Consider the following 11,986-nt stretch of genomic DNA (forward strand, 5'->3'; position numbering starts at 1 on the left):
CCTTTTTACTTCCAGTCTTTTACTTCCCATCATACAGAACCGGCTTAGTCCTGAGAGACACCGTCGGAATCGACGCTGAAATTACTGCGACCGTCAGGCAACTGGCGCGATTTCCCTTCATCATCTACAGCAACATACGTAAACACCGCTTCAGTGGCTCTGTAACGCTGTCCGATGGGCTCAGAAGAGACTTTCTTCACCCACACTTCCACGTTGATGGTGATCGAGCTGTTACCGGTACGAATACAGCGTGCGTAGCAGCACACCACATCCCCGACAGCCACGGGTTTAAGAAACGTCATGCCGTCAACGCGTACGGTCACTACGCGACCTTTGGCGATTTCTTTCGCCTGAATCGCCCCGCCCATATCCATCTGCGACATCAGCCATCCGCCAAAGATGTCGCCATTCGCATTGGTGTCAGCTGGCATCGCCAGCGTACGCAACACCATTTCACCATTGGGTAAGCTATGTTTTTCGTTCATACGATAGGCTTCACACAGTTCAACAATTTGAAAAAGTAAGGCCTTTCAAAGAAAGGCCCGTGCAGAAGAATGCTTATTTTTTTTCGTCATCCGGCATATGCCGGTAAATATAGACGCCACTCAACAGGGTGAATACCAGCGTCAGTGCGGTCAGGCCAAATACCTTGAAGTTAACCCAGATATTCTGCGGTAACCAAAAGGCCACATAGATATTGGCCAGTCCGCACAGCAGGAAAAAGATGGCCCAGCTGACGTTCAGTTTATTCCATACGTGATCCGGCAATGTCAGCTCTTTACCCAACATACGCTGGATTAACGGCTTTTTCAGAACCAGCTGGCTGATCAGTAATGCACCGGAGAACAGCATATAAATAACTGTCACTTTCCATTTAATGAATTCGTCATTGTGGAAAACCAGTGTCAGGGTGCCGAAAACAGCGACCATCGCGAAGGTGATTAACGTCATCTTCTCGATTTTGCGATACAGAATCCAGGTAATCACTAACGCTAACGCGGTGGCCGCAATTAACGCGCCTGATGCGACAAAAATATCGTAAAGCTTATAAACCACAAAAAAGACAATCAGGGGAAGAAAATCGAGGAGCTGCTTCATACTTCATTCCATGTTTTATGTATGGGATGACTATACCGGAATCATTTCGCGGACAAAAGAAAAGGGCGCCGGAGCGCCCCTGAAAAAGTTATGTCTATATTATGCATGTAATTTCATGTAAAGACGGAACAGATAAATCAGCATAAAGGCGCTGATCAGGTTGCTCACTGCGCCGAGGATCACTGCACCAATCATCGGATTCAGCGCACTCAGTACGCCAACAAACAGCATCAGCACCACCTGCGCCACAATCCACAGCATCACGGCCGGGGCGACCAGACGCACATTGCTGAAGGCCAGGCGGGTGCTCAGGCGCATTGCTTTGAACACGCCGGCATTCTCTTTACAGGAAATAACCAGTGACATTGACCAGGCAATCGCAATCAGGAATGCCGGAACAAACAGCAGCGCCAGACCGATACGGAACATGATGCTGTAAATAAACAGCAAAATGGCCAGACGTGGCAACACCGGCAATGACGAACTCAAAATTTGCGTAATACTGGCGCGAACGCCCTGAGAAATCAGTTGGATCAACGTCAGAACGCCGCCGACCAGAATAACGTTTCCGGCGAGCGTTGACAGCAGAGCGGCCAGGCTGTAACGGAAAATCGCGCTTTGCTGCTCCGGAGTAATCTGCTGCTCAATATATCCCATCATATCGCCGACGCTCATGCCGGTCATGTTACTCATCAGTTGCCCGATGGCCTCGACCTGCTCAGATGAAGGACTTAAAACCCAGCTTAATATGACGGTGATTAATGCGGCCAGAACCGAGAGCGCCAAAACGCTACTCATCTGATTACGCATAAAATTATAACTGTCACGGTACAACGTACTGGCCGTGATAGACATGGACGCTCCTTGGCAAAAAGCAAAAATCAATAAGGCGGGGATTGTACCCTTTAAATACCCTCCGCCGATAGTTTTGCGCTGATTTCCTGTCAGACCCGTCGATCAATCTCTGCTTAAACGCAACTGAGGTGGCTGAGATCAATCGTCGGTAAATTTACATCCAGAGGGGGCAGGCCATACTTCGCACGGGCACGATCGCAGGCAGCATTGCCGATGCCATTCAACCCTGACTGATCGAATTCGCGGCACGGTGTCGGACGGTTGAGATAAACAGAACAGGAAACCGCATGTCCCACTTCACCCTCCAGGGCAACACAGCGCGGCGTTTTACTGTTCGTGCCTTGCATGCAACTCAGAAAAGGGGTGACTTGCTCTGTCAGTGCCTGCGGAACACAGCCGCCAGCCTCTTCAGATTCAGCCCAATAAAATGAAACGCGGAAATAAGCGCAGCATGCGCCACAGGTCATACAAGGATTGTTAATTTCGCCCATCTTGGAAGTTACCGACTCCTTACGGCACCAAACCAAAACTAACTATGAGTATGCAAATTACGCAGCACCATTTTTTTTAGCAACTGAAATATCACCTGTTAACAAAACAACAAAATCTCCTCATTTTTGATGCAGATCAATTCCTTTGTTTTTATAGATTTAGATCGCTTTGCGGAAGATGCATTTTCTTACTTTTTGTTTTAAAGATGTGATCCCGCATTGATCAAACCATACCAAAGAGTAGGTATCATTCGCGCGGTTTATAACTAATCCACACAAAGGGAAGGGACAATGAAAGCAGCATATTGGGCATTAGTGGCAGCAGCGGCATTTCCGGCAGTCTCGAGCGCACATCAGGCAGGGGATGTGATTTTTCGCGTAGGGACAGCCACGGTTCGTCCGACAGAAGGCTCGGACAACGTGCTGGGTCTGGGTTCATTTAATATCAATAACAACACGCAGATGGGATTAACCCTCGGTTACATGTTCACTGACAATATCGGGATGGAGTTGCTGGCAGCCACACCGTTCCAGCACAAAGTCGGTCTGCAAAGTACCGGGACTATCGCAGAAGTGAAACAATTACCGCCGTCTCTGATGGCGCAGTATTACTTTGGTGACCGTCAGGACAAATTGCGTCCGTACCTCGGAGTAGGTATCAACTACACCACATTTTATGACGCGGATTTCAACCAGACCGGGCGTGATGCCGGGCTGTCTGATTTAAGCGTCAAAGATTCCTGGGGTGTGGCAACGCAGGCTGGTCTGGATTACAACCTGGACGATAACTGGTTAATTAACATGTCTGTCTGGTGGATGGATATTGATACGGAAGTCAAATTCAAAGCTGGTGGTGAGCAGCAAAACATCAACACCCGGATCGACCCATGGGTCTTTATGTTTGGCGCCGGCTATCGTTTCTGATTTCCGGAAAGACGGTCCAAAAAAGAGGCGCTTCGGCGCCTCTTAGATTTTCAGTTTGCTACATTCCTGATTATTTCAGTCGCATATCATTCTCAATTGAACGCACACCGGCTACGCCGCGAGTCACTTCAACTGCACGGTTTGCATCTGCTGTTGACGTCACAAAACCACTCAACTGTACGCGGCCTTTAAAGGTCTCGACACTGATCTCAGTGGATTTAATGCTCTTATCTGCCAGCAGGGCAGATTTTACTTTTGTGGTGACGACGGTGTCATCGATGTAACCACCGGTTCCTTCTGATTTTTTGGTCGGCGCACAAGCGGCAACAGCCAGGACCACAACCGCTGCCATGCAGAATGCGGACAATGTTTTGAATAGCTTCATAAAATAACTCTCCATGATTTGTTATAAAACCAAAAGAAACAACATGTTAGCTGAGCAGATGATATCTCTCTCATACAGTATCATTGATCTGCAGAGTAATTTTAGTTTGGATTATTGAAATGGGTAATACAAATTAAGCGGGGTAAAAAAAAGTAAGAAATTAAAAGAAACAGAACCTTAGTCACTGTATGACTGAGGTTCTGTCTGAGAGAGGGTTAAGCGCGGGTCGCGGCCTTCATTTCACTGACAAAGCGGGAAAGCTGAGCCAGCATTTCAGAAGGCTGATGCTGATTGTTTTCGATGATACGCACCGTCGCTGAACCGGAAATAGCACCGGCTGCGCCTGCGGCCAGCGTTTCTTTCACCTGTGACGGTTCGGAAATACCAAAGCCCTGCAAGGGTGGCGCGGCATTGTATTCACGTAACTTATCAACCAAGTGATTCAGCGGCGTCAGCGCGCGTTTTTCAGTGCCTGTCACGCCTGCACGTGACAGCAAGTAAGTGTATCCGCGGCCATGAGACGAAATCTCACGCAGCAAATCGTCAGAGGCATTTGGCGGACAGATGAAGATAGGAGCGATGCCGTGGCGTAACGCGGCCGCACGGAATGGCGCAGATTCTTCAAACGGCACATCGGCAACCAGCACCGAATCGACGCCCACTTCAGCGCAACGCTGATAGAAGGTTTCAATACCATTGTGGAACACCAGGTTGGCATACATCAGCAGGCCAATCGGAATATCCGGATGCTTTTCGCGAATACGGGCCAGCATGTTGAAGCATTGCGTTGGCGTCACACCCGCAGCAAAAGCACGCAGGTTTGCATTCTGAATGGTCGGGCCATCGGCCAGAGGATCGGAGAACGGTACACCCAGTTCCAGTGCGTCGGCACCGGCTTCAATCAGCGTATCGATGATTGACAGTGACATCTCAACGCCCGGATCGCCCAGCGTGACGAAAGGAACAAATGCGCCTTCTTTTTTGCTTTCCAGACGCTTGAATAATTGCTGATAACGTTCCATTAAATCTCTCCCCGGGCAGTCAGGATGTCGTGTACGGTGAAAATGTCTTTGTCGCCGCGACCTGACAAATTCACGACCAGGATTTGTTCTTTCTCTGGCGTTTCCTTGATCAGTTTCAACGCATAAGCCAGCGCATGAGAGGATTCCAGCGCCGGAATAATCCCTTCATGGCGGGACAATTCTTTAAAGGCATCCAGCGCTTCATCATCGGTAATCGACACATATTCTGCACGGCCAATGCTGTTGAGAAAGGCGTGTTGCGGGCCGACGGACGGGAAATCCAGACCGGCTGAAATCGAGTAGGATTCTTCAATCTGACCCTCAGACGTCTGCATCATTGGCGCTTTCATGCCGAAATAAATGCCGACGTGACCGTGTTTAAGCGGCGCGCCGTGTTGTCCGGTTTCGATACCCAGACCACCCGGTTCAACCCCAATCAGTTTCACGCTGGTGTCGTCGATGAAATCTGCAAACATGCCAATGGCATTGGAACCGCCACCGACGCAGGCAATCACCGCATCCGGCAGACAGCCTTCGCGTTCCTGCATCTGGGATTTGGTTTCTTCGCCGATCATGCGCTGGAATTCGCGCACGATAGTCGGATACGGATGCGGGCCTGCTGCGGTGCCCAGCATGTAGTGTGCTGTTTCATAGCTGCCTGACCAGTCACGCAGTGCCTCATTACAGGCATCTTTCAGCGTGGATGAACCGCTGTGTACCGGGATCACTTCCGCACCCATCAGGCGCATACGGAACACGTTTGGCGACTGACGCTCAATGTCTTTGGCACCCATATAAATGCGGCATTTCAGACCGAGCAGGGCGCAGGCCAGAGCCGATGCCACACCGTGCTGGCCGGCACCGGTTTCAGCAATGATTTCTGTTTTGCCCATGCGTTTTGCCAGCAATGCCTGACCCAACACCTGGTTAGTCTTATGTGCGCCGCCGTGCAGCAAATCTTCACGCTTAAGATACAGCTTGGTTTTAGTACCGGCGGTGAGGTTTTTGCACAGTGTCAGCGCCGTCGGGCGACCTGCGTAGTTTTTCAGCAAATCAATGAATTCGGCCTGAAACTCAGGGTCGCGCTGTGCGCTGACAAAAGCTTCTTCCAGCTGAGCCAGCGCAGGCATCAGAATTTGCGGGACATACTGGCCGCCAAATTCGCCAAAGTAGGGATTAAGTAAAGTCATGTTATCGCGTCCTGTCTGTCAATTTTTGCGTCATTGCGTGCGGCTTAATACGCCCGCAATGTCTGGAATACGGCATTAATTTTCCCGGCATCTTTGATGCCCGGCTCGCTTTCAACACCTGAGTTGAAATCCAGGCCTGCGCAACCGAGTTGTGCGGCTTCGACGCAGTTATCTGCGCTCAGTCCACCGGCGAGCAAGGTATTGCTCAAATCCTGACCGGCCAGTTTGCTCCAGTCGAACCGGTGACCCGTGCCCCCTTTGCCGTTGTCCAGGACGTAACGATCCACGTGATTCAGGTCGCGCGCTGGCAATGTTTCTTTGACGCTCAGCGCTTTCCAGATCTGAACCGTTTGCGGCAAGGCTGTGCGCAGGGCATCGATATAAACCTGATCTTCGTCGCCATGAAGCTGCACGGCGGTCAGGTTTAATGTCTGAGCCGTCTGGGCCACTGTGGTGATTTCTTCATCGCGGAACACGCCGACATACTTCAGCGGTGCGCCGTTCTGCACTTCTTTCGCCTGCGTCTGTGTCACGAAACGCGGTGAGGCTTCAACAAAAATCAGCCCGCCATAAATAGCACCAGCTTCGTGCGCGGCTTTGGCATCCTGAGCGCGGGTCAGGCCACAGACCTTGTTTTCACCGAGCAGCACGCGACGAACGGCACTGCTCAGGTCTTGTTCCGACATCAGCGCACTGCCGATCAGGAAGCCATTGGCGAAGCGGCTCAGTTCACGGATTTGTCCGTAAGTATTAATACCTGATTCACTGATGACCGTGACGCCATGCGGTACGCGCGGTGCCAGCTCACGGGTGCGGTTCAGGTCGATAGACAAATCGCGCAAATCGCGGTTATTGATACCGACGACTTTGGCTTTCAGTTTAACGGCGCGATCCAGTTCTTCTTCATTACTGGCCTCCGTCAGCACCCCCATGTTAAGGCTGTGAGCAACCGCGGCGAGCTGAACGTACTGATCGTCATCGAGCACTGACAGCATCAGCAAAATCGCATCAGCCTGATAGAAACGGGCCAGATGGATCTGATACGGGTCGATAATAAAATCTTTGCACAGCACAGGCTGTGTGACGGTTTTGCTCACCAGCGGCAGAAAATCAAAACTGCCCTGGAAGTATTTTTCGTCGGTTAATACTGAAATGGCGGAAGCATGGTCTTTATAAACACTGGCGATTTCTACCGGATCGAAGTTTTCGCGGATCTTCCCTTTCGACGGAGAGGCTTGTTTACACTCCAGAATAAAAGCCGTTCTTGCCCCTTGCAGGGCATGGTAGAAACTGCGCTGGCTCTGAGTTATGTCGTTCTGAAAGCTGGCCAGCGGTTGCTGATCTTTACGTGCCGCGACCCAAATTTCTTTATCGCGAACAATTTTGTGGAGCACGGTTTCCTGCTGCATCACTTATCCTCTTGCTGCCAATGCCACCACGCGCTGGTAGGGTTCACCGCTGCGCATGACGTCCAAAGCCTGTTGTGCATTTTGCTTTAAATCTTCCTGACCGAACAGACGCAGTAACATCGCTACATTAACGGCCACCGCGGCTTCATGGGCCGGATCTCCTTTACCTTGTAATAAGCGTGCCAGAATGTCACGGTTTTCTTCCGGCTCGCCACCCAGCAGGGATTCTATCGGATAATTATCCATACCGAAGTCCTGTGGCGTCAGTTCGTAAGTGGTTATTTGACCGTCTTTCAGCTCCGCAACCTGCGTTGCCGCGTGGATCGCCACTTCATCCATGCCGCCGCCGTGAACCACCGCAGCACGCTCATAACCCAGTGCCCGCAATGTTTCTGCAATCGGCTGCACCAGTTCGGGGCTGTACACGCCAATCAGTGCCAGCGGAGGACGTGCCGGGTTGATCAGCGGCCCCAGCACGTTAAACAGCGTGCGGGTTTTGAGCGATTTACGCACCGGCATCGCATGGCGGAAACCGGTGTGGTATTGCGGCGCGAACAGGAAACACACACCCAGATCATCCAGCGCGGCCCGGGATTCTTCCGCAGGCATATCCAGACGGATGCCAAAAGCAGCCAGTAAATCCGATGAGCCCGAACGGCTGGACACGCTGCGGTTGCCGTGTTTAGCCACCCGTGCACCACACGCTGCCGCTACAAAGGCGCTGGCGGTGGAAATATTGATGCTGTTGGTGCCGTCGCCGCCGGTGCCGACAATGTCCGCAAACGGATAGTCAGGACGCGGGAACGGCTCGGCGTGTGCCAGCAATGCTTTGGCGGCGCCGGCGATTTCAGCCGGTTGCTCACCGCGCACTTTCATGCTGATTAATGCACCGGCCAGTTGCGCCGGTTCCAGTTCGCCATTCACGATGGCGGTAAATAGCTGCTGGCTTTCTTCCTGCGTCATTGTCTGAGCGCGGAACAGATTGTCGAGAATGCCGGGAATAGTTTGCGTTTGCATGACAGTTCTCCTTACGCCAAAGCCCAGGCCAGTGTCTGCTCAAGCAGACGGGCGCCCTGTGAAGTTAGAATGGATTCCGGATGGAACTGGAAACCACAGACGCGATCTTCTTCGTGACGTACTGCCATCACCATATCGCCGTAGCGGGCGTTGACGGTCAGTCCCTCAGGGATCTGGCTGCCGACCAGCGAGTGATAACGCGCCACCGGCAGCGGATTGTTCATACCGGCGAACATCGCTTCGTTGTCATGCGTAATAGAAGAGGCTTTGCCGTGCAGGATTTCACCGGCCTGGCCGACGAAACCGCCGTAGGTTTCCACAATTGCCTGATGACCGAGGCAGATACCGATAATCGGCAACTGACCGCGCAGACGTTTGAGCAGCTCAGGCATGCAACCGGCTTCGGACGGCGTACCCGGTCCCGGAGAAAGCACCAGCACCGGTTTTTCCAGCTGGCTGAGTTTTTCAATAATGACGTCAGCCGGGATCTGATTGCGATAAATCACCACGTTATGTCCGCTCGAGCGCAACTGATCGACGAGGTTGTATGTAAAGGAATCGACGTTATCGATGAGTAAGATATCGGCCATCTTAAAATACCTCTTTCGCATTATGGGCGGTGGCGATGGCACGCAGCACTGCACGGGCTTTATTACGGGTTTCGTCGGCTTCGGCTTGCGGAACGGAATCGAGCACCACACCGCCGCCAGCCTGTACGGTGGCGATGCCGTCTTCGACATAGGCGGAGCGGATCACGATGCAGGTATCTAAATCACCGTGAGCGGTGAAGTAACCCACTGCGCCGCCGTAGCTTCCGCGACGGGTTTGCTCGGAGGCAGAAATCAGCTGCATGGCGCGCACTTTCGGTGCGCCGGTCAGTGTGCCCATGTTCATCACGGCCTGATAAGCGTGCAGTACGTCGAGGTCATGACGCAGCGTGCCAACCACGCGGGACACCAGATGCATCACGAAGGAATAACGGTCAACTTTGGTCAGGTCGGCGACGTAACGGCTGCCCGGTTCGCAGATCCGTGCCAGATCGTTACGCGCCAAATCCACCAGCATCAGATGTTCGGCCAGCTCTTTATGGTCAGTCCGCATTTCCAGTTCGATGCGGCTGTCGAGATCCAAATCCAGTGAACCGTCAGCGCGGCGACCACGAGGGCGTGTACCGGCAATCGGATAGATTTCAATCTGACGGTTTGTCGCGTCGTATTTCAGCGCACTTTCCGGCGACGCGCCGAACAACGTGAAATCGTTATCCTGCATGAAGAACATATACGGGCTCGGGTTGTTGTTTTTCAGCGTTTCATAAGCGGCCAGCGGAGCAGGGCACGGCAGTGAGAAACGACGTGAAGGCACCACCTGGAAAATTTCACCGGCGCGGATCGCCACTTTCATCTTCTCTACCACGGCACCAAACTCTTCATCGCTCTGATTTACGCTCAGTTGCATTTCCGGCACGCTCTGGTGCGGAATGGCGTGCGGCGGTAGCTGTAACTGGTGCTGCAGTTGTTCAAGGCGGGCTTGCAGACGCTGTTTCTCTTCCGGCGACGGCGTAAACAGGCTGGCCTGCAAACGACATGAACGGTTCTGATGGTCGAGTACCAGCAGAGTTTCTGCCAGATAGAAGCAGAAATCCGGGCAACGCTGGTCAGACTCTAATGCCGGTAAATCTTCAAAACCGGCGACCAGATCGTAGGCAAACAGACCGCCGAGGAACATCGCTTCGCGCTCATCGGCAGGCGCTTCAACTGAGGTCAGAATGCTGCGTAACGCATCAAACACGGAGCGCGAACGCAGGCGGGCGTCTTCATCCTGCATCTGGTCGATGGACGGGAAACTCAGCTCGCGGCCATTCGGACGCACGTCGTTACGCATTTCAGCCGGTAACGCGGCGTCAATCAGTGAGAGTAATGACGCGCCGTTTGGCGTGAGTGCCTGAATCGAAACCCGGGAACCCAGCGCCGTGATGCGCAGGGCGCTGTCGACAATCAACAGGCTCTTCAGGTTTTCTTTGCTGGTCACTTCGGAGGACTCCAGCAGCAGGGTCGCCGGACGGGCGCCGCACAATTGATGGAAAATGGCCGTCGGGTCGCCGCGGTAACATCCTTCTGCGGTCAGCAATTCTAAACGTGGTTTCTGAATAGTCATTTTGCTTCCTGAAATTTTCTCAACGTTTGTATTAAACGGATTTCAAATTAGACGGCCACAAAAAAGCCCGCATTATGCGGGCTTCGGAAATCTTGCAGCGTCTGATGACAGCTATGCGTGATTACTCCGCCCGACAAGGGGAAGTACGCCACCAGCTGAGAACCGCCATCATGTAAGTTTTCATCATCAGACACTCTTGTTTGTTTATGAAGCTATCGTTTTTAAAACGTAAGCTTTCTGAATCGGTTTGTCACGGTGTTCATTACTGAGTTATTCCGTGAACTTGCGTACTAGTAAACTAGTTCAGAGATGTAAAGTCAACCCTCTTTTAGCGCAATTTCCCCCTTTAGTGCGGCGACGTTGTGCAAACAGTGTTGTTATAGCACTGTAACAGTGCGTAACGGCCGGGTGAAATCATCCCTAACGTGCAACGCACTAACGCGTTATGATATGTGCTGCATTCAGAAACAGGTTAATTCCCCACGTGACGATGACTTTACCAACAAACACTTCGCCTTCAGCAGACGACCAGATAACCCGCAACGCATTTACCCTTTACGATCTCCACAGCCATACCACGGCATCTGACGGCTATTTAACACCGGAAGCGCTGGTGGCGCGTGCAGTAGAAATGCGTGTCGGCGTGCTGGCGATCACCGATCACGACAGCACGGAAGGGCTGGCGCGGGCGGCGCGGGCGATTGCTGACAATCAGCTGCCACTGCAACTGGTAAACGGTGTCGAGATTTCTACGCTGTGGGAAAATCATGAGATCCATATTGTCGGGCTGGGTATCGACCCGGGGCATCCGGCGATGGTGGAATTACTGAAAGTGCAGGCCGATTTGCGTCAGCAGCGTGCGCAGGAAATGGGCCGTCGTCTGGCGAAAGCGCGCATCGAAGGCGCGTGGGAAGGTGCGTTACGTCTGGCCGATGGCGGAGCCGTCACCCGTGCACATTTTGCCCGTTATCTGGTGGAATTCGGCGCGGCTGACAACATTGCGCAGGTATTCAAAAAATACCTCGCCAAGGGCAAGACCGGCTACGTTCCGCCACAGTGGTGTACAATAGAACAAGCGATTGATGCAATTCATCAGTCTGGCGGACAGGCGGTTGTCGCCCATCCGGGACGTTATGAACTGTCCACAAAATGGCTGAAACGCTTACTGGCGTTCTTTGCTGAACAGGGTGGCGACGCGATGGAAGTCGCGCAATGTCAGCAGGCACCCAATGAGCGTGCACAACTGGCGGCTTACGCCCGTGATTATCAGTTGCTCGCCTCACAGGGATCTGATTTCCATCAGCCTTGTTCGTGGATTGAGCTGGGGCGCAAACTTTGGCTTCCCGCAGGCGTAGAACCGGTATGGCAACACTGGCCGGTCGCCGGGAAACAGCCTGAAATTGAACCGGTCTGAAGCCCGACCGTAGAAGAAGAATTAAGA

At 52.5% G+C, this 11,986-nt stretch carries 11 protein-coding genes, 1 pseudogene and 1 other annotated feature; of the genes and pseudogenes, 2 read left to right on the top strand and 10 right to left on the bottom strand.

Going from position 1 to position 11,986, the window contains the following annotated elements:
- Positions 1-44 precede the first annotated feature (44 nt).
- The 4 genes from yciA to ABIC79_RS23840 all read right to left on the bottom strand — a co-directional run bounded on the left by yciA (position 45) and on the right by ABIC79_RS23840 (position 2,444).
- Positions 45-485 (bottom strand): acyl-CoA thioester hydrolase YciA, encoded by a 441-nt coding sequence (yciA, locus tag ABIC79_RS23825; RefSeq protein ID WP_013575935.1) that lies wholly within the window; start codon positions 483-485, stop codon positions 45-47.
- 73 nt (positions 486-558) lie between these two features.
- A complete protein-coding gene (locus ABIC79_RS23830; RefSeq protein ID WP_013575934.1) occupies positions 559-1,098 on the bottom strand; it encodes a septation protein A in 540 nt (179 codons plus the stop codon).
- Positions 1,099-1,197: 99 nt separating this feature from the next.
- Positions 1,198-1,953: a YciC family protein gene (locus ABIC79_RS23835; protein WP_354568693.1), complete on the bottom strand. Its 756-nt coding sequence runs from the start codon at positions 1,951-1,953 to the stop codon at positions 1,198-1,200.
- 113 nt (positions 1,954-2,066) lie between these two features.
- The gene (locus ABIC79_RS23840) at positions 2,067-2,444 is read right to left on the bottom strand and encodes a YkgJ family cysteine cluster protein (RefSeq protein ID WP_013575932.1); all 378 of its coding nucleotides are present in this window, start codon (positions 2,442-2,444) and stop codon (positions 2,067-2,069) included.
- A 291-nt stretch (positions 2,445-2,735) separates the two neighbouring features.
- Between ABIC79_RS23840 and ompW the strand changes: the two genes are divergently transcribed.
- The gene (ompW, locus tag ABIC79_RS23845) at positions 2,736-3,368 is read left to right on the top strand and encodes an outer membrane protein OmpW (RefSeq protein WP_013575931.1); all 633 of its coding nucleotides are present in this window, start codon (positions 2,736-2,738) and stop codon (positions 3,366-3,368) included.
- A 70-nt stretch (positions 3,369-3,438) separates the two neighbouring features.
- Here ompW and ABIC79_RS23850 read toward each other — a convergent pair whose 3' ends face one another.
- From ABIC79_RS23850 to ABIC79_RS23875, 6 genes and pseudogenes are all read right to left on the bottom strand, one after another.
- Complete coding sequence (locus ABIC79_RS23850) at positions 3,439-3,753, bottom strand: BON domain-containing protein (protein WP_013575930.1); 315 nt, start codon at positions 3,751-3,753, stop codon at positions 3,439-3,441.
- Between the two features lie 215 nt (positions 3,754-3,968).
- The gene (trpA, locus tag ABIC79_RS23855; RefSeq protein WP_121019216.1) at positions 3,969-4,775 is read right to left on the bottom strand and encodes a tryptophan synthase subunit alpha; all 807 of its coding nucleotides are present in this window, start codon (positions 4,773-4,775) and stop codon (positions 3,969-3,971) included.
- Entirely contained in the window at positions 4,775-5,965 is a 1,191-nt protein-coding gene (trpB, locus tag ABIC79_RS23860) for a tryptophan synthase subunit beta (protein WP_121019217.1), read from the bottom strand. Before trpB ends, trpA begins: the two co-directional genes overlap by 1 nt.
- Positions 5,966-6,009: 44 nt before the next feature.
- Positions 6,010-7,374, bottom strand: coding sequence for a bifunctional indole-3-glycerol-phosphate synthase TrpC/phosphoribosylanthranilate isomerase TrpF (trpCF, locus tag ABIC79_RS23865; RefSeq protein ID WP_121019218.1), 1,365 nt, complete (start codon positions 7,372-7,374; stop codon positions 6,010-6,012).
- A 3-nt stretch (positions 7,375-7,377) separates the two neighbouring features.
- A pseudogene (gene trpD, locus ABIC79_RS23870) lies at positions 7,378-8,981 on the bottom strand (bifunctional anthranilate synthase glutamate amidotransferase component TrpG/anthranilate phosphoribosyltransferase TrpD).
- A 1-nt stretch (position 8,982) separates the two neighbouring features.
- Positions 8,983-10,545: an anthranilate synthase component 1 gene (locus ABIC79_RS23875; protein ID WP_112197966.1), complete on the bottom strand. Its 1,563-nt coding sequence runs from the start codon at positions 10,543-10,545 to the stop codon at positions 8,983-8,985.
- A 57-nt stretch (positions 10,546-10,602) separates the two neighbouring features.
- Positions 10,603-10,705, bottom strand: a sequence feature (Trp leader region).
- Positions 10,706-11,035: 330 nt separating this feature from the next.
- On the opposite strand from ABIC79_RS23875, the gene rnm reads away from it, so the two are divergent.
- Positions 11,036-11,959 (top strand): RNase RNM, encoded by a 924-nt coding sequence (gene rnm / locus ABIC79_RS23880; protein ID WP_013575923.1) that lies wholly within the window; start codon positions 11,036-11,038, stop codon positions 11,957-11,959.
- Positions 11,960-11,986 lie beyond the last annotated feature (27 nt).

This window comes from Rahnella sp. 2050 (genome assembly GCF_040544515.1).
Classification (GTDB): Bacteria; Pseudomonadota; Gammaproteobacteria; order Enterobacterales; family Enterobacteriaceae; genus Rahnella; species Rahnella aceris.